This is a genomic window from Neochlamydia sp. S13 (genome assembly GCF_000648235.2).
GTDB lineage: Bacteria > Chlamydiota > Chlamydiia > Chlamydiales > Parachlamydiaceae > Neochlamydia.
On sequence record NZ_AP017977.1, the window covers coordinates 224,471 to 243,908 of the forward strand.

Annotated in this window: 8 protein-coding genes and 1 pseudogene; 3 read left to right on the forward strand and 6 right to left on the reverse strand. The window is 39.5% G+C overall.

Translation table 11 applies throughout. From position 1 onward, the window contains the following. Positions 1-258 precede the first annotated feature (258 nt). Together TY21_RS00885 and TY21_RS00890 are read left to right on the forward strand one after the other, a co-directional pair. Entirely contained in the window at positions 259-2,280 is a 2,022-nt protein-coding gene (locus TY21_RS00885; RefSeq protein WP_042239785.1) for a DUF4116 domain-containing protein, read from the forward strand. Positions 2,281-2,745: 465 nt separating this feature from the next. Further along, the gene (locus TY21_RS00890) at positions 2,746-4,323 is read left to right on the forward strand and encodes a leucine-rich repeat domain-containing protein (RefSeq protein WP_197725068.1); all 1,578 of its coding nucleotides are present in this window, start codon (positions 2,746-2,748) and stop codon (positions 4,321-4,323) included. A 1,257-nt stretch (positions 4,324-5,580) separates the two neighbouring features. Here the strand turns inward: TY21_RS00890 and TY21_RS00895 are convergent. After that, the gene (locus TY21_RS00895) at positions 5,581-5,805 is read right to left on the reverse strand and encodes a hypothetical protein (protein WP_042239787.1); all 225 of its coding nucleotides are present in this window, start codon (positions 5,803-5,805) and stop codon (positions 5,581-5,583) included. A gap of 319 nt (positions 5,806-6,124) precedes the next feature. On the opposite strand from TY21_RS00895, the gene TY21_RS00900 reads away from it, so the two are divergent. Beyond that, complete coding sequence (locus tag TY21_RS00900; protein WP_052354438.1) at positions 6,125-7,534, forward strand: DUF4116 domain-containing protein; 1,410 nt, start codon at positions 6,125-6,127, stop codon at positions 7,532-7,534. A 271-nt stretch (positions 7,535-7,805) separates the two neighbouring features. On the opposite strand, the gene rlmD is transcribed toward TY21_RS00900, so the two are convergent. The 5 genes and pseudogenes from rlmD to TY21_RS00925 form a co-directional block, all read right to left on the reverse strand. After that, the gene (gene rlmD, locus TY21_RS00905) at positions 7,806-9,092 is read right to left on the reverse strand and encodes a 23S rRNA (uracil(1939)-C(5))-methyltransferase RlmD (protein WP_042239789.1); all 1,287 of its coding nucleotides are present in this window, start codon (positions 9,090-9,092) and stop codon (positions 7,806-7,808) included. Further along, entirely contained in the window at positions 9,085-10,842 is a 1,758-nt protein-coding gene (recJ, locus tag TY21_RS00910; protein WP_039386029.1) for a single-stranded-DNA-specific exonuclease RecJ, read from the reverse strand. Before recJ ends, rlmD begins: the two co-directional genes overlap by 8 nt. Positions 10,843-11,400: 558 nt before the next feature. Next, on the reverse strand, positions 11,401-15,975 hold the full coding sequence (locus tag TY21_RS00915) for a protein translocase subunit SecDF (protein ID WP_042239792.1): 4,575 nt from the start codon (positions 15,973-15,975) through the stop codon (positions 11,401-11,403). Between the two features lie 451 nt (positions 15,976-16,426). Then, positions 16,427-17,908 (reverse strand): annotated as a pseudogene (locus tag TY21_RS00920) (NTP/NDP exchange transporter); the annotation flags it as partial. 676 nt (positions 17,909-18,584) lie between these two features. Beyond that, the gene (locus TY21_RS00925) at positions 18,585-19,100 is read right to left on the reverse strand and encodes a hypothetical protein (protein WP_042239796.1); all 516 of its coding nucleotides are present in this window, start codon (positions 19,098-19,100) and stop codon (positions 18,585-18,587) included. Between the last annotated feature and the right edge of the window lie 338 nt (positions 19,101-19,438).

A 19,438-nucleotide genomic window follows, 5' to 3' on the forward strand; every position in this document is an offset into this window, starting at 1 on the left:
CTTTGGAACAAGGCTAATTTCTTTTTGGGTTATGCAGACATAGCTTCTATAAAAGGTAGGATAAAAGTTTGCCAAACACCAACTACCTCTTGCTCTTGTTAGTAGGGTGCGTCTTAGAGTGAGAAAGAGAGTACTAATATATTAATTTATACGATGTTTTTTAGTTGTATAGAAGATTAGCTTTTAAAATAAATTCTGTTGATTTTATAAGCCATAGTTGTTAAAATTTATTGAACTTAAAGAATAAATAGGGTCAAAATGAAACTAAGCGGTTTTCCTCAATTATGCATATGGATTGATCGTAAGGCTGACTACGTGCCTTTAATCAGTACAGTGACTAACCTAGTCAATATTTTCCAAAAATGTGTTTATATACCGACCCTGCAAGAAAAAAACTTATCTGTAAGCAAAAGTTATTACCGCTATCTTAATAAAAAAAGTTTTGGCAGGTGCATTGTTTTATTAATCCCCATCTTAGGAAATATATGGGTTGGAGTTTGGGATATTCATCGTTATAGACTCAATAATAAGAACCCAAAACCGCTAAGAGCAGACCAGACGATTAACTTGCCCCAAGATGCCGTGAAAGAAATTAATAATGAACCGGCTCCATTGGTTATTGTTCAAAAAGGTGAGTTAACGCTTGACAATCTCAGCGAGGAGTTTAAAAAAGATAAGGCTACCTCCCTTGCTGAGATGCAGAAAAATGGATGGGAGCTTTCTCAAGCTAGAGAAGATTTTAAAAAAGATCAAGATATCGTATTGGCTGCTGTTAAGCAAAGCGGCTTAGTTCTTAAGTATGCTCATCCAGAATTACAAAATAATAAAAATATCGTACTTGCCGCTGTTAGCCAAGATGGTCTAGCCCTTAAATATGCTAGCCAAGAACTTAGGAATGATAAGGAAGTCGTACTTGCCGCCGTCCAGCAAGATAGCTTAGCTCTTGAGTATGCTAGCCAAGAGCTTAAAAATAATAAAGAGGTGGTGCTTGCTGCTGTTAAACAAAATGGCGCATCTCTTAAATATGCTAGCCAAGCGCTTAAAAACGACAGGGAGGTCGTGCTTGCTGCTATTCATCACCAAGATCCGGCCCTCCAGTACCTTGATAAAACGGTGATAAATAATGAGAGATTTGTGCTTGTTGATTTTAAGCATCGGTGCTTGACTATCCAGTATGGGGGCAAAAAAATTAAGAACGACGAAGAGGTCATGCTTGCTGCTGTTCAGCAGGATGGCTTAGCCCTTAAATATGCCAGTGAAGAAATTAAAGACAATAGAAAAGTCGTGCTTGCTGCCATTCAGCAAAATGTATGGGCACTTGAGTATGCCTCCAAGCCCCTAAGGGATGATAAATATCTGCTACTTATCGCTGTTCGGCAAGCTGGCAGCCTACTCTTTTATGCCAGCCCATGGATTAAAAGTAATAAAGATATTGTGCTTGCGGCGGTCCAGCAAGATGGTCTGGCACTTCGGCATGCTGGAGAAGATCTGAAGAATGATAAAGAGGTGGTACTTGCTGCAGTTCAGCAAAACGGCCAGGCTCTTCAGTATGCTAGTCAAGAGCTTAGAAATGATAAAGATATTGTGCTTGCGGCCGTCCAGCAAGACGTTCGGGCACTTGAGTATGCTGGAGAAGATCTGAAGAATGATAAAGAGGTAGTACTTGCCGCAGTCCAGCAAAAAGGCAAGGCTCTTCAGTATGCTAGTCAAGCACTTAAAAATGATAAAGATATTGTGCTTGCGGCCGTTCGGCAAGACGGCCAGGCACTTGAGTATGCTGGAGAAGCTCTGAAGAATGATAAAGAGGTGGTACTTGCCGCAGTTCAGCAAAATGGTAAGGCTCTTCAGTATGCTAGCCAAGCGCTTAGAAATGATAAAGATGTTGTGCTTGCGGCCGTCCAGCAAAACGGTCTGGTACTTCAGTATGCTGGAGAAGATCTGAAGAATGATAAAGAGGTGGTACTTGCCGCAGTTCAGCAAAACGGCCAGGCTCTTCAGTATGCTAGTCAAGCACTTAGAAATGATAAAGATGTTGTGCTTGCGGCCGTCCAGCAAAACGGCCTGGCACTTCAGTATGCTGGAGAAGATCTGAAGAATGATAAAGAGGTGGTACTTGCCGCAGTTCAGCAACAGGGTTGCTCCCTTCAATATGCTAGTCAAGCACTGCGAAACGATAGGAAAGTCGTCATGGCCGCTGCTAAGCAAAATGGCATGGCACTTCGTTATGCTAGTGAGCAACTTCAGAAAGATAAAGAGTTCCTTAAGCTATGTAATAAGTAAATGATTAATTGTGCTTTTGCTAGAGAGGGAGTACTCAACAGAAATGCTATTATTAATTTAAAGCAAAGGAGACTTCTGTTCTGCAGGGAAATTGCATAAAGATTTTACTTACCGTTTTACATTTTCCTCATGTAATCTCGATTCCATGAGGATTTATTTTTTTCCCTTAATTTCTGCTTTTGTTTTTGCACCAGCTTTTAATAGATTCATTGTACGCCTTTTAAAACAGATAAATTTATACGGCTGAGGCCCTCAAGCCTGGTTTCTGTCTTCCTCATATGAGCTATCTAATATGCTTTTAAGAAGGTGTCTCGAAACTTTCGCTTTTTGATAAAATGAAAGCAAATTCAAAAATAGGTTTCCGAGCACCTTCTTACATTTTCTTGCCTATCTTGCTTTTTTTATATATATAAAAGTGCCTAAAAAGTAAATAAAATAGGCATAAAGCTTAAAAGAGGCCATACCATGAATCCTAACTCTTCTATTACCATTGAACATTTACCTAATGAAATACTAACTCCCATTTTAACGGTTTGCACCTCGCCTGCCTTAGTTAGCGTTTGTACAAGATGGCGACATCTGGTGAACGCAGAAATAATGCCCTCTCTTTATAAGCAAATAGGTAAGATACATTTTCCTCAACAAGATATTAGCGAACAGACTTTTATTTTAGATAGGATTTATAAGCTAGAAGAAGAGCTTACTGAAACAGGAAAGGTAAATGCTATCTTCAAGCAGATCTTTACTTTAGCTAACTCACTTTCTCCTGCAGAGTTAGAATTTAAGTGGAAAACTGAGGAAAAAAGGTATTTTAACCTGGCTAATTATTCTTCTTATCTTATAAATATTAACCGCCTCTTAATGTGGAAAAACCTTTCTGATGGCACAAAATACTTAGAGCAAGAAAAAATTAGGTATTTGCCTCTAGCAAAAAAAGGAGAGCTTTTCAGAGAGTGGATTGAAAGATATGGCCAAGATATTGAAGAGTTATATTTAAACGAGATTAGCCTGACCTTTTTACCTCCAGAGATATGGCAGCTCTCTCAGCTGTGGCGGCTTGACTTAAACAACAACCAGCTTACCTTCCTTCCGGCAGAGATAGGGCAGCTTTCTCAGCTGGAATATCTTTGCTTAGAGGATAACCAACTTACCTCTCTTCCTGCTGAGATAGGGCAGTTAGTCCAGTTAAAAAACCTTTTCCTGAAGGGCAACCAGCTTATCTCCCTTTCTGCAGAGATAGGGCAGCTTTCTCAGCTGGAATACCTTTGCTTAGAGGATAACCAACTTACCACTCTTCCTGCTAATATAGGGCTGCTTTCTCAGCTACAAGAGCTTTACTTAAACGGTAACCAGCTTACTTCCCTTCCTGCTGAGATAGGGCAATTATCCCAGCTGGGAGGGCTTCACTTAAGCAACAACCAGCTTACCATGATCCCTAAAGAAATTTGCCAGCTCTCGCGATTGCAATACCTTGACTTAAGCCACAACCATCTCACTGCCCTTCCTCCAGAGATTGGGCAGCTTGCCCAGCTGCGAAGCCTTCACTTAGCGAATACGCAGTTTACCTCTCTTCCATCAGAGATATGGCAGCTTTCTATGCTGTATGAGCTTAACCTAAGCAGCAACCAACTCACCGCTCTTTCTGCACAGATAGGGCAGCTTTCACAGCTGGGAAACCTTGACTTAAGCCACAACCATCTCACTGTCCTTCCTCCAGAGATAGGGCTGCTTTCTCAGCTGAAAAGGCTTTACTTATTCGATAATCAGCTCATCTTTCTTCCTGCAGAGATAGGGCAGCTTTCTCAGCTGGAGTACCTTTGCTTAAAGGATAACCAACTTACCTCTCTTCCTGCTGAAATAGGGCTGCTTTCTCAGCTGAAAAGGCTTGAATTATTCGATAATCAGCTCACCTCCCTTCCGGCAGAGATTCAGCACCTTTCTCAGCTAGAAGAGCTTCACTTACCGTGTAACCAGTTTACGTCTCTTTTGGCAGAGAGTGGGCAGCTTTCTCATATCTATCTACTTTGCTTAAATCATAACTAACTTACCACCCTCCCTTCCGAGATAGGGTAGCTTTCGCGGCTGCAATGGCTTCTCTTAAATGATAACCATCTCACTGTCCTTTCTGCAGAGATAGCACTGTGCTTTGAAGATTTAGATTTTAAGTTAGACGGAAATCTGCTGGAAAACATACCAGAGGAATTAAAACAACGTTTTTAGCGGTAGCTGAAAAAATATCTGCTTCCTCACCTATAATATTAAAAGGGCAAATTGCTGACCTAGAAAGTTTTAAGGATATAGAGAAAGAATTTTTGTTTTATAGGCGTAAGGGGCCTTGCTATGTAAATGGTCTAATAGCTTGCCTGCTTAAAGAGGAGTCTTGCACTAAGCTTATCACCAAAGTTAGCATCCACTGCTCTTTGGACATTGCTTCTCGAGCATGACAAGCTGTGCCATCTTATTCATCGCCAAAGATGTAGTATATAATACGCTTTCGGACAACTTTTTATGCAGTCATATACTTAATAAAAAGCTTGCTTTTACGATGAGAGCTAGCTTGGGGGAAGGTTGATTTCTTTTTTATTTATATAAACATAAGTTTTTTAAAGTTACGATTTTTCTCGCTGTTAGGCTAGCTTCCTAGAGCGAAAATCTCCTCTAAAGTTTCTTTTAAAGCGGTATATCGCTCTTTTGGCAAGCGATCTTCGATGATAGCCGCAAAGTTTCAACATGCCTGGCCTCATTGTCTTCTCCTAAATCTTTAAGGGGTTTTAAGGCATCATTTCTTTCTTTCACAGCTTGTCTGTCTCTTGGCTTTAAATCTTTCTTCTCTTCTTGGAGGTACTAAAGGATCTATATTTTGAACATAAGATGATCGATAGAAAGCTCGCTTATCGTAAGCACTATCTCCATAAGCGGCTTTTGTGCTCTTAGGCAGATTGGGGATCATTTGGCTCGCCACTAAATCAACAGTTTTATTACTTTATGCCAATTTACTTAAAAATAATTTCATGCGAATCTGGACAAATGCTTAAGTAAATCTTTCTCCAAGTCCTCCGCTTTGCTTTGCCAGGCTGGCGCATTTTCCACTCTCCTTTACCATAGGCCTTCATCCGAGAGGAAGTAAAGGCTGCGTTTGTCAGACACTTTAAGGCTTGGCTCCTTCAAATTCCTGTCTAAGCTTTTTAGCGCGCCTATAGATGCGGGTATAGCAAGGAAAAGGCAGCCTTGGAGGCCAGCAAGATAATCAACGTCAAAAAAATCCTTAGAAGGGCCAGGAGGGGAAAATGATAAACGGCTTTAATCATCAGCATGCATAGGATTGCGGCAGCAGAATAGATTTTTGGGTATTCTTTCTTCCCTTAAACTTTTATTTTCTCTCCATCCTTTAATGCCTCCATCCGAAAACCATAAAGTAATGCTTCCTCTTTGTACTAAAGCTTTGTTATAATCGGACCAATTACTTAGGCGGTTAAGGGAAGAGAGCTTTTTTTTGATAGGTTGCCTATATTTTTGTTTTTGCAAACTAAATTTTATTGCTTTTAAGCGTTAAAGAGCAATCTTATCGCCTACGCTTCTTACTTATGCAACAATGCCCATTAGGAATATATTTAAATGTGGCTTAAATTAATAAAATGTTTATCCCATTCTTTGCTAAAAGATTTCCAACAATTACAGAGTAGCCTATAATTGGAGAGTGCATTTTTAATTTTTTGTAGTCAGAGGTTATTTAGGAAATAAATGTTTTCAAATAGATTAGAAGTGTGTGTCTCAAATTTAACTATTTATTGGAAATAAGATAACCTCTACATTAGGTTAATAAACAATATAAGGTGCTATGCGAATGAATTCTTTATCTAGAGTCTGCCTATTTATAGATCATAAGGCTGACTACGTACCTATCTTTAGCACGGTGACTAATTTAATCGATATCTTTCAAAAAGCTGTTATTTTGCTTTTTAAGCAAAAAGAGACCAAAGATCCTTACTATGCTCATCTTAATCAAAAAAGTTTTAGACGATGTGTAGTTTTGTTAATTCCTGTATTAGGAAATATACTGGTGGGGATTTGGGACGTTGCTCATAAGAAAGAAATTGATAAAAAGATTGGGCATACTGCTGCTCAAAAGAATAACAAAGCTTCTAAGAAGGCTGTCCCCCCGTCCTCGAATGATAGAGAATTCGTGCTTACCGCTGTTCAGCAAAGTGATTTGACGCTTCAGCCTACTACCAAACAGCTTCGAAGGGATAGGGAAGCCCCTCTTGCTGCTGTTCAGATAAATAGCTTGACCCTTCAGCCTACTACCAAAGAGTTTCAAAGAGATAGGAAAGCCCCTCTTGTGGCTGTTCAGAAAGATGGCTTAACGCTTCGATCTGCCCTCCAAGGGCTTCAAAGCGATAGGGAAGCCCTTCTTGCTGCTGTTCAGAAAAATGGCCTGGCCCTTCAATTTGCTCCCGCAGAGCTTCAAAACGATAGAGAAATCGTTCTTACTGCTGTTCAGAAAAATGGCTTGGCGCTTCAGTATGCTAGCCAAGAACTTTCAAATGATAAAGAAATCGTTCTTGCTGCTGTCCAGCATAGTGGTTTGGCGCTTCAGCATGCTAGCCTAAAGCTTCAAAATGATAGAGAAGTCGTTCTTGCTGCTATTCAGCAAGACGATTTAGGGTTTCAGTACGCTAGTCCTGAACTTCGAGATAATAGAGAATTTGTCCTTGCTGCTGTTCAGCATAAGGGTTTGGTGCTTCAGTATGCTAGCCAAGAGCTACAAAATGATAAAGAAGTCGTTCTTGCTGCCGTTAGGCAATTCGGCTGGGCGCTTCAGTATGCTAGTCCCGAGCTTCGAAATAGCAGAAAAGTTGTTTTTGCTGCTGTTAGGCAATTCGGTTGGGCGCTTCAGTATGCTAACCAAGAATTTCGGCATGATAAAAAAATTATTCTTGCTGCTGTGCAGCAAAACGGCTGGGCTCTTCAATATGCTAGCCAAAAGCTTCAAAACGATAGAGAAGTTGTAGGTGCTGCAGTCCAGTGTAATGGCCGGGCCCTTCAACATGCTAGCCTGGGGCTCCGAAATAATAGAGAAGTTGCAATTATTGCTGTCCAGCAAGACGGTTTGGCGCTTGAGTATGCTAGCCAAAAGCTTCAGAACGATAGGAGAGTCGTTCTTGAGGCTGTTAAGCAAGATGGCTGGGCGCTTCAGTATGCTAGTGAGAAATTGCAGAAAGATGAAGAGCTTCTTGAGCTATCTAGCAAGTAAATGATTTAATCGTATTTTTGCCAAAGGGTGGAATGCTCAAGAAGTGCTGTTATTAATTTGAAACGAGATAGGACTTTGTTTTTCTAAAGATGTTACTTTGCCTCTTGCAAGTATCTAGATCAAACAGGCACCCTTTTAGCTGAGCTCCTAACTCTTTTTTGACAGCTTTCCCCATTAAAATCGTTTAATAGGTCTACCATAAATTTTTCCCTCATGCTTCAATGGGAGGGGCATCACAAGAGCCTGTATGTTAACATTGTTAATCTTATTTTTAGCTACGTATCAAATGTACAAGAGTTTCAACATGGCTTGTCTGGGGAAACATGTCGTAAGGCTGGATAAGGGAGATTCTATAACCTTTAACGCAGATAAGGGAGAGGTCTCTAGCAAGAGTAGAAGGCATACAGGAAACATAAATAATTTCTTGTGGGCAACGTCGTAAAATTTCTACTCCGACGGCGGGTGTGATTCCCTGGCGAGGAGGATTGAGAATAATAAGATCGGCTTGCTGCTCTTGCAGTTCTTTTTGTAAGACTTTTTCCACATCTCCTTCAATAAATTGAGGGGTCGTTAATCTGTTAAGGCAGGCATTTTCTTTGGCCATAGCGATTGATAAAGGATTGCATTCTATTCCAATGACCCGATGGCCTTGTTGACTTAAAAGTAAAGAGGAGATACCAATGCCACAATAAAGATCAAGAATGGTAGCTTGCTTCTTCTTAGAAAGCAAATCAATGATTTGCTGATAGATCTTTAAGCTTTGCTCTGCATGATTTTGTATGAAGACTTCAGGGGAGCAAAGAAATTTTAAGTGTCCGATCTCGAGAAAGTTGGTGGGATCACCCCACACCCATTTTTTTGATCCTCCCTTTACTATTACTCCTTTCCAGCGGGGAAATTGTTTTAAAAATTCTTCGATAATCTCTGCTTCTATCTTATTTAGCTTCTCAAAATTTAAACTTAAAATTAATTGGTTTACTTCCGTTTTAAAAAGAGTTGCTCTTCCTTCAGTAGCTTGTTGAGAAGATATCTTCCCTAGCAAGGTCTGCACTTCGGCAAGAGCCACATTATCTTCGGCAAGGAATAAAGGGCAATGCTGAATGGTTAGCAGAGTTTGGTTATCAATAGCTATATAGCCTGCCCTAAAAACCCCTTGATGGGGAATAATTTTGAGGGTGATATGACGTCTATACATCCAGTTCATCTGAGCAGCAACCACAGGTAAAACCGCAAGCTTTGAAAATTTTCCAATGCGTATTAAAGCATTTTCAATAATCTGGCGTTTGTTTTCTAACTGAGCTTCATAAGTTAGATGCTGCAATTGACATCCACCGCACTCGCCATAGTAACGGCAAAGGGGTTTTACTCGTTGCAAGCTTGGTTTAATTACGGCTAGTAATTTTCCCGTCGCAAAGTTTTTTTTACGCTTTACAATATGATAGCGAATCGTGTCGCCGGGAGTAGTAAAAGGGATAAAAACAACCAAGCTGTCTTCACGAACGATTCCCTGCCCCTCAGAGTTAAGAGCAATCACCTTGCCAACGAGAATCTCAGACATAGGGCTTGTTTTCATCAATAATCTGGAAATCGCGGATTAGCAGTTGGATGCTGGGGCCTTGAAAATTATTAATCTGTGGAGTAAAAGCTATACGTAGCTTTAAATTCTTTTTACGCAGGAGAGGACTTTGTGCAGCTTGTCCAAAAGCGATTCCCTCTAACATACGATCATCTTGCTCTAGATAGAGCTTCAGATGTGTTTTACCTACCACTTTGGGAGGCCAAGCTTGCTTGGCGATGGTATAAAGGATAGGCTGAGGGTTTTCATTGCCATAAGGCTCAAGTAGGCGAATGGATTCCATAAAATCAAAGGTAAGCTCATGAAAGTTAACTTCTGCATCCAACATCAGTTTGGCCATTACATCATGATCACGTAGTTTCTCATCGGCTGCCTTGATAAAACGTCTTTTAAACTCTTCGATATGTTGCTCTTTAATTGTTAAGCCTGCCGCAAAATCATGTCCTCCAAAATTGACAAGAATATCTGAACAATCTTTTAATACATTAAGAAGAGGGAATTCGTGAATAGAGCGCAAAGAACCTTTACCGACCCCATGGTCAATGGCAATCATGACAGTTGGGCGATTGTATTGCTTTGAAATACGTGTAGATAGGATAGCGATTACTCCTGGATGCCATTTATCAGAATGTAAAACAATAGCTTTATTTTTGAAAATTTCAGGATGTATGGCTACCGTATTTTCAATATCTAAAGACATGGTACGTTCAATTTTTTGGCGTTCCATATTGTTAAGATCGAGTTCTACAGCAAGTTTCTCAGCTGCAATAACGTTACGTGCCAAAAGCATCTGAACGCCTTTCTGGGGGTCAGCAATACGCCCTAAGCTGTTTAAGCGAGGAGCTAGCTTGGAAGCTATCATAAAAGTGGAAAGTTCGTTCAGATCTGCATCGGATATAGAAATGAGTTTAGCTAGGCCAATGCGTTTATTCTTCTTAAGCTGACGTAAACCATAACTTACAAGAATGCGATTTTCGCCAAGCAGAGAGCCCATATCAGACACCGTTCCCAGAGCAACCAGGTCCAGATAACGTTTAAGATCAATTTTTTTAGGGGAGATAAGCCCTTCGGCTACCATTTGGAGAGTGACTGCATGTGCTAGCTTAAAAGCCACACCTACACCTGTTAGGTCTCGATTAGGATAGGAGCTATTGAGTAACTTAGGATTAAGGGTAGCCACGCAATGGGGTATTTTATCGGTAGGCTCATGGTGGTCAGTGATGATTACATCGACATTCCTTTCCACGACTTTGGCAATCTCTGTAGCTGCTGTAATTCCACAGTCTACGGTAATCAATAGTTTACATTCATTTTTCAGCGCATATTCTAAGGCTTCTACTATCAAGCTTTGGCGGTTAGTGCCCCGATTAGAGACATAGAAGAATACATTAGCCCCCACAAACTGTAGAAATTCAGTCAGCAAAGCTGTGCCTGTCATCCCATCCACATCATTATCCCCATAAATAAGGATATTTTCTTTATTTTTAATGGCTTGGCTAATGCGATCCACAGCTTGTTGCATTTCTGGCATCAAAAAAGGATCGTATAGATCAGGGAGTTTAGAATAAAGATAATCATGAATTTGCTCTAACGTGGTAAAGCCTCTAGCAATGAGGATTTGAGCGGTGACAGGATGTATCTTAAATTCTTTAGTAATAAGTTCTTTCCACTCGTTGTCGATTTTCGGATAAATCCAAACAGGTGCTTCTTGATGGTGGAAAATGGAATGCATTCAGTTATGGTCCTGGTGATGATAATCTTCATTCTAGCTTTATAAAAAGCTCTTGTCAAGAAATCTATACAAGCAGCGTATGACTAAGCAGAAAAGAAAAAGTTTGAGCATTTTCTATCGATTCTCTATGCAGCAGGGACAGCTTCATTTCAACCTAAGAAGTTTGAGTTTATTGGCCTCATATTCAAAAGGTTGCCGCTTTCATCTTTTGCCCTTTTCTTAATAATTACTAAAGAGGTTGTTTTTGCATAAAAAATTATGAAAGAAAGGGAAAAAGCTCTTAGCTAATCGATGGGTAAATTTAAAAACTAAGAGTTTTTTTAACTCTCAGACCAAAGGAATTATTAAAAACCATAATTTCGAACTCTTTTGCAAATATTCCATGGGCGTCTATGAAGTTATCGGCGGTAGGCTTATTTACTTGAAGGAATTTTGCTATAAAAAAGAAGGCCATATACTAGACCCTTAGAATCTTAAACAACTCCAAAAAGATCCCTTTAGCCAAGTGATTTTAGGGAGTTGTTTAAGCAATAAACGGCTCTTAAAAGAGCCTTCTTTCTAAGAAGATAGTCTTCTGGTAGGATGCATTTCCTCTTCTAATTTTTTTATTTCACGATTGTGAATATAAAGCATTACGGGGGATGCGATAAATAGTGAAGAGAGTGTACCAACTATGACACCAATCGTCATAACTAGTGAGAAGGCAAAGATAGAATGGCCTCCTAGCAATACTAATGATAGCAAGACTAGTAGAGTAGTACCCGAAGTCATGAGCGTACGGCTCAAAGTAATGTTTAAAGCATGATTGACAATATCCTTAAACTTCATTTTACGCATAAGCCTCATATCTTCACGAATTCTATCAAATACAATGATTGTATCATTTAAAGAGTAACCAATAATTGTCATAATGGCTCCTACAACCTGCAAATCAATCTGGACGGCAAAGCCCATTGCTTGAAAGATTGCCAAAATACCTAGAGTAATAATCACATCATGGGTTAGCCCTGCTACAGCTCCTAAGGCAAATTTAAATTCAAAGCGGAAGGTAATGTATAGCAAAATACTTGCTAAAGCAATGGTTAAACCGATGACCGCATTGTTACGCATGGCCTCGGAAAACTGACCACTAATGACTGTCCAATGAGTATGCAACTGGTCCAATTGTGAAGAAGCTACATTTAATCCTGCATCTGTCAAAGTATTAACCAGCCAAACAATTCGAGGATTTTTTTGGTATTCATGAGCAAACTTGTCTTCCACGAAGGTTTCGGGCAATTGATAAAAAGGATGGCCTTTTTGTTCCATGCTTGTGGCTAATTGAATACGTAATTGATTAGGCTTACTTAAGGTGCGCAACTGGAAATCATTAGCAGTGGCTCCATGGGCGAGTAAAGCTTCTGCTGCCAACTGACGATAGTTTACTTCCTCCGGCTTTTCTTCAAGTTCAACATTTAATGAATAACCGCCCGTAAAGTCCATACCCAACATTGTTTTATATTGCACAGAGAAAAAATAGCCTCCTATTGCTATCATAGCTAAAGAGATTATTATAGCTTTTCTAGCATGCTTTAAGAAATCAAAGTGAGTATTGCCGATTAGCTGGGACATAGACAAGGATTTATGCTTAGGATTTTGTACCCACCCAGCAAAAAAGTAACGCGTCATGAACAGGGCCGTGAACATAGAGGAGATAATCCCAATGATTAAAGTTACAGCAAAACCTTTGACTGGTCCAGAATCAAATTGAATAAGAATGAGGGCAGCAATGATGGTAGTGATATTAGAATCAACAATAGCACTAAAAGCTTTACGATAGCCGGCTTGAATAGCTGAAGCTAAACGTCCGGATTGCTTAAACTCTTCACGAATTCTTTCAAAAACTAGCACATTTGCATCGACTGCCATACCAATAGTGAGGACAATACCCGCCAGTCCTGGCAATGTTAAGGGTTGGCCGATATTTTGCATTACTCCCCAAAGGATGAGGATGTTAAAAAGAACAGCTGTAGAAGCGACTACTCCAGCGAAGTGATAATAGCCAATCATAGCGATAACCACCAAGGTAAGTGCTACAACAGAGGCTACTACTCCTCGAGTGCGTTCTTCTTGACCTAGTTCAGGGCTTACATTTTCTTCTGAAAGAATTTTTGGTGTAAAGCTTAATGATCCAGCTTTTAAGTCGGCAGCTAGTTGATTAACTTCACGTTGGGTGAAGCGACCAGTAATCTGCGCAGAATCTTTTAGAGCGGCACGAAGGCTGGGCGAGCTTATGATCGTCCCATTTAAAACCACTGCCATACGCCACCCTTTTCCTCGAGAATAACTTTCTTTGGGAGTGCCGACAATTTTATCTTCGGCAAATTGTGAGGTCCAGGTATAAAAGTCATCTCGTGGGCTGCCTATGCGTGAACCATCATATGAGCTTTTTACACTGAAGGAAAGTGTATTTCCTTCAGAAGAATCATAGCCCACTTGAATGTTTGTTAGGCTAGAACCTTCTAATGCATAATGGTGGAAAACTATTAGCAAGGGATGGGCTTGGTTATTCCATTCTGAAAAATCCTTACCACGTAAAATGGCTACTGAAGAAAGCGTATCGTTGTAAGTATTGCTTACTTCCTTATGCTTAGGATCAGCTAGGCGCAAGCCGCTTTCATAAAGCAGGGTAGCATATTCTGAACGTGGGCCTGTCAGCTCACCTGTAGCCAAGTCACCTCCTAAATGATGCCAGGCAATTTCATTCACACTATCAATGTCTGTACGATTAGTAACTACCGCTTCATTCCATACATTTTGTAAAAACTGGTTGACAGCTTCTTTTAAAGCAGGATTGTTAGGAGTAAATTTCTCGTTGACTACATGAAAATACATGGCAGAAGCTTTAACAAGATCCGTAGCTGACATATTCTGCGAGCCAGGAAAGTCTAAAACAATGTTATTGCCTTCTAGGTGAATGGTACGTTCCGAGACCCCCATTTTGTTAATACGTGTATATAATTCATTAACAGCTTGCTTTAAATCTTCAGGATTGGTGACTTCTCGCCCATTTTGGTCTCTGAGGCCTATGCGCACTGTTTTACCCCCAGAAAGATCTAGGCCAAGCTTAAGAATCTTGCGATCATCACCGCGGAAAAATTTTGCGATGCTAAGCTTGAAATTTTGCCAGTAGGGGTTTTTGGTAGGGGCAGGAACTAGATAATGGTTAGTAATATCCAAGTCTACCTGAGCAGAGCGATATTCTTCTTCCCATTTAAGTAAGTCTTCTTGCTGATGATCTTCGATAGCGTTTATAGCTAGCATGCGCTGCTCGACATCTGTAAAGTCTAGCAAAGCGTGACGCTTGCTGCCTTTAGCATAGAAATTTTCGCGTGTAGCTTTAAGCAAGGTATCATAGTAATCATTGAGCTCAAAAATATAATCTTTGCTAAATTCGGCAGGCAATCCGAAGGTGGCCCCTGAATAGCCTACGAAACCATTTGCTTGCAAGGTATAATGTAGCTGCTCGATATCATGAAGAAACTCTTGTTTTTCAGGAGAATCGGGCATTTGGCGATATTTTTGCATGATGCTATCCATTCCTCTAGCAATCACATAGATAGAGCCATTGTTAAAACCTGGTAAGGTAGGGCTCTGCTGTGCAGAAGGTGCGTATACGAGTAAGCCTAGCTTTTGCTCTTCAGGCTTTGATTTTGTATACGAAGCATAGTCTCTCAGAGGATAGGCTTCACGGGTTAGCTCAGCATGTTTTGGTAGCCATATTTCTTCTAACTGATTCAGCAGTTGCTGGATTTGTTTTTTAGCAACGGCTGTTAAATTTAACGCTAAAAAACTGCGAGGATTGGTTAATTGGGAAAGATTAACACCAAAAGTCTCTTCCCAAGGTATTAAATTTTCATCCGTTAAACGGCTTGCACGTGCTATATCGTTGATTATTAAATTGTTTATTTTATCTCGCTGGACATCAGCTTCTTCATCTCTGCTAGGAGCTTGGCGGATGGCTTGAATATCTGGATAAAGTTGAAGAAAGATTTTCTCATTTGACCAATCAATAACCAGCCCTTGGACAAAAGGATTACTTCCATCTAGAGAGACTATTTGTAACTTATCATTAGCTTTAGAGGCTTTTTGGCTAGTTTGGATTAAATCTTTAACTTTTTCTGGCGTTAAAGCTTGTTGGCTAACTTTAAAATCAGCTGCCCGCTGGTGAAGGATAGAAATGGCTTGGCTTAAAGTATGGCGTTGTCCTTCTAAAAGAGTTAAAGCTTGGCGTTGGCTAGAATCAACTGTTTGCTTGCTCTCCTCAGCTTTTTTTATTTCTTGAGTCAAGGTTTCTTTCTTAGCTCCTAAGCCTACCTTCAGAGCTTCTGCGCGAGATAAAAATTTGCTAACTAGATTATCCTTAGAGGGAGAACCCATCTGTGTAAAGCTAGCAAAATAACGTTTAGCCATTGCCTGATTAGCTTGTAAGGCTTTATTTGCTTCTACAATTTCAGTGGCAAGGTTGAGCACAAGATCATCGTAAGAGCTAGTAGGATTATCTTTAATTGCTTGCAAAAGAGTGGCTGGTTTGCTTGTGCTGCCAAAAGCTAGAGCTAACTGGGCCACGCGGTCTTCAACTAATTGACGATAAAAGTCAGTAATTTGTCCCTCGGCATTTTGTTTGTAAGCATACTGAAAAAATTCTTGTAAATCTTGAGGATTAAAATGAATGTTTACTTTTCGAGAAACGATGACTTGTGTGTCTTGCTCATCTACCTGAGGATACAGCTCGAGTTGAGCAGGAACAAACGGGATTAATGCTCCAGCTCTAGGTAAAAAACGCCTGAAAAGAGAAGCGTCTTGCACATTACTAAAATTTACTTCAACATATTGAGGATTGTTTTTTTGTAGCTCGATAGATCGAGGCTTTACACCTAGTAGCTTAGCAAACGAATGCAGCCAATCAGTAGCATCCTGCTCAAGTTCATTCGTCCTATTGGCGATAGCAACAGCAATTTTTTGGGCACGAGTTGCGTCGATAGGGGATTTAAGAGGTTTAGTATAGTAAAAAATTGTTGGCAAAATGTTGAATAGCGTCAAAATGATGACCGCTAATATCAGATATAATTGCCAGCGCTTTTGTTTTTCCATGACAATTCGTTTCCTTATTTAAAGCTTTCATTTGATAGAAAAGGGTAAGCAAATAGGATAACAAAGAAAAGGTCATTCTGTCTATAAAATTGAAAGAGAACTCCAAGTTGTCGCTTAACCCGGGTTTGGTCTATGCGGCTACCCTTGAAGTCCAAAAAGGCTAGAGCAGTTGTTGCATAAGTAAACTCTAATCAATAAATCTATTGTTATTATCTAACTTACCTAGTGCTAGCTGTGTTTATAGGATGCATGGCCTAAGAAAAGTGGCTAGATAAACAAATGATAGATATTGATTTCTTTTAAATCTTCCATAAATAAGAAAGCCACCTGCTTGAACAGAGGTTCAAGCAGGTGGCTTGCATTAAGGCCAAGTTTTAAATTAACCCGATATTTTTGCAGTTCCCTCTGTTTCTACCAGAGTAGACCCTTCAGAAGTATCAGTTTTTTCATGAGTTAAAGCTATAAATTGGCGGTTTAGCGATCTTACTGCCGCTATCCAAATAAGGATAAAGAAGGTCATAATGATAGCTACATAAGGAGTAATGGCGGCTAGCGATCCTAAGGCAACAAGCAGACCTTGTTGAATAAAAGAACCTCCAGATTTACCAAGACGTGCACCAACCACATCAATAGCAGCCTTGCCTTTGACCTTAGATTCTTGGTCAAGAGGAATGTAAGCCATCTCCTTGGTAGGATCAAATAAAGAGTATTTCGTCGATTTACTCATAATATTTTGTATCATGCCAAAGATTACTGCTAGCATGAGCGGGGTAGTGCCAAAGTAGCTAATGAAGCCGGCAAGGTGGTCCTTAAATATAACAAAAGAAAAGAAACCGATCCCTGTTATTAATAAAACAAGAGGTGTTGCCATAGCGGCAAAGCCCCAGCCTTTTTTGCGGGTAATCCAACCGCCTAAGAACATCATTATAATTGTCACCAATCCTGTGATGGTAGAAAATATGCCCATAAAAGCATTATAATCATTAGGATTTTTGTATTGTAGCTTAAGTTGTCCTTTCCAAGTTACTTCAACTAAATTAATGCAAATACCATAAGAAATGACAAGCAAAGCAATGCAGAGGATGTACTTGGATTTAGCTAGGAAAGCAAAACTTTCTAAAATACCCATTTTAGGTTTAGATTTTTTTCCTTTCTTTTCTTCTTCTGGGTTGTAGAAGCGTGGATCTGTCAAAACGTTTCTATTCATCCAATAGTAAATAGCAAGCACCGATACACCAGCTAAAACAACAAAAGTCATTAGATAGTTAAGAGAAACTTGCCATGGATCTACACCAGCGGGAATGCGGCTCTGGATGTTAGAAAAATAGACAATCGTAGGGCCAGAAACAAGCAAAGCAACGTTTGCTCCAAGGCCAAGTAGAGTATAAAAACGCTTCGCTTCAGTTACACGCATGATATCATTGGCAAAGCCCCAAAACATCAAAGATAAAACGGCGCTTCCCCATAGTTCTGCTAAGATATAAAACAGAGAAAATGTCCAATCTCTATAGCAAGCGACTAAGCCGCTTAAACCTGCAGGTAGGATTGACCGCAAATAATCTGCTGAGGTCGTGGGATGAAGAAGCTCTCTATTGGGATAGAGAACAAAAGCAAAAAGAGCGAAAAAGACCAAGAATGGTGCAAGGACCGTATAAAAAAGGGCCTCTTTGCTAAGAATATTGCTTAGTTTAGCATACAAGAGCATGAAAATAATTGCACCAGGAACCACACCCCATACTTTTAAGAAAGGGAGGGTTTCAGCTCCAGAAGCTGTTACAATTAGCGTATCTTTTGTATCACGCAGGATAGTATAGTTAAAAGAAATAAAGAAAAACATCAAGAACATAGGTAAAAGCTTTTTAAGCTCATAGTTATGGACGGGCCAAAAAAATGACCGCGCCTTACTAAATTCTTGTCCAGCATTTTGTGCCATATATCAAAACCTCTGATTGTAAAATAAGCGTTATATGTGCTTAATTAGCATCCACTTGTAACACTTAAGAATTTAATAAAAAACACTTTTGTTTATAATGAGAATGCACAATGTAAAACATTTTTAATTAATAGGCAAGAGTAAAGAAGGGAAAGGATAAGGGGTTGGAAAGAGGGCTATGATCCACAACTTACTTTCATTTTGTTAAAATAGCTTACATCAACGTGGCTTCACAAAGTAGATTAGAGTAAAAAAGCTTTTGCTAAACCTTAAATAATAGGCTATGGGCAGGCTTTTTTGTTAGGTTTATAATTTACGCTGAAATTCTGCAATCCGTAGGCTTTAAAAAGCATTTAGACAATGCGGGTTTATCTATCTAAAAATATGGCCTTGTTAACCTATGATAGGTTGAAGAATTGTTTGAAAACAGGGTTGAGTCTATCTTTCACTATATAGCAACCTTTTGAACTTTTGTTAGGAGTAAATGCAAAGCTCTTAGAAGCGGAAAGGAGCTTTGCTAAGGTGTTTAAAAGAAAACCTAGAAAAGAGACAAAATATGTTTAATTTTGTGATTGAGCAGGGCTAGGTTTAAAAGCTAAAAATATAAAAGAGAAGATAAGTGGATGAAAAGCCTTCGAAGCATAAGTAATCATGTACATTTCGAAGGCCTAATGATTTAGCTATATTGAGGGGCCAAGGAGTTGGCAGAGGCAGCAAGATTATTGTTTAAGCTGATGGCTTCAACATAAGATGTCCAAAGGTCTTGTTCAACTTTACCGTGCCTGATTGATGCAATGAGCTCTCTCTTAATAGAACGTAAGTCTTTTTTTGGAGTTAGTTTACGAATCATTTCTTTATCACCTGCTAAGCGGGCCATGTTTAACATGCGTTCAATGTCCTGTTTGGAAAATAGAATCTGGTCTCTACGCTTGCGTGAGCCTCTAGCAGCTCGTTGCTTGGGTGTTACAGGAGAGGGTTTGTCGACATTGATAATGTATTTTAAAATCATATCAGTGAGCTGTTCAGGATCTTCTGTTTTCATTTTACGCATGGTAAAATGATGGATGTAGCCACCTGTTGAAGAAGGAATGTAGCGACAAATATCATTTTCCTTTTTGGCACCTAACTTCTTAACAGCCGTTTGAATAAGACTTTCCAATTGTTTTGAATCGGATTTTGAGTTTGTACTCATTGATATACCTACTTAATTTTTATTTTTCGTTAGAGTTATAAATAACGCTGGTTTTTATTGCGTTCCGAAACCTTGATTTTTCCTAAACTTTGTTTATAGGGGAGCGGGAAGAGGAAAAGTTTTGATTTCTTTATTTACTAATGAAAATTATAGATTTATATGAATTTTGTGCAACCTAAAATTTATTCATAAACATATAATTTCTGCCTCATTACTACCCGTACAAATAATAGTAGAGTAAGAATATGTTTTTTTAAAAGTTTGAAGGTAATCTGTTCATTTAGTACTATAGGCTTTTAAAGAATGGCTAGCGACTTCCTTTGTCTGTAAAACCTTAT

Coding starts and splice junctions, on each gene's coding strand:
- TY21_RS00885 (WP_042239785.1), top strand. CDS start 259: ATGAAACTAAGCGGTTTTCCTCAATTATGCATATGGATTGATCGTAAG.
- TY21_RS00890 (WP_197725068.1), top strand. CDS start 2,746: ATGAATCCTAACTCTTCTATTACCATTGAACATTTACCTAATGAAATA.
- TY21_RS00900 (WP_052354438.1), top strand. CDS start 6,125: ATGAATTCTTTATCTAGAGTCTGCCTATTTATAGATCATAAGGCTGAC.
- rlmD (WP_042239789.1), bottom strand. CDS start 9,092: ATGTCTGAGATTCTCGTTGGCAAGGTGATTGCTCTTAACTCTGAGGGG.
- recJ (WP_039386029.1), bottom strand. CDS start 10,842: ATGCATTCCATTTTCCACCATCAAGAAGCACCTGTTTGGATTTATCCG.
- TY21_RS00915 (WP_042239792.1), bottom strand. CDS start 15,975: ATGGAAAAACAAAAGCGCTGGCAATTATATCTGATATTAGCGGTCATC.
- TY21_RS00925 (WP_042239796.1), bottom strand. CDS start 19,100: ATGAGTACAAACTCAAAATCCGATTCAAAACAATTGGAAAGTCTTATT.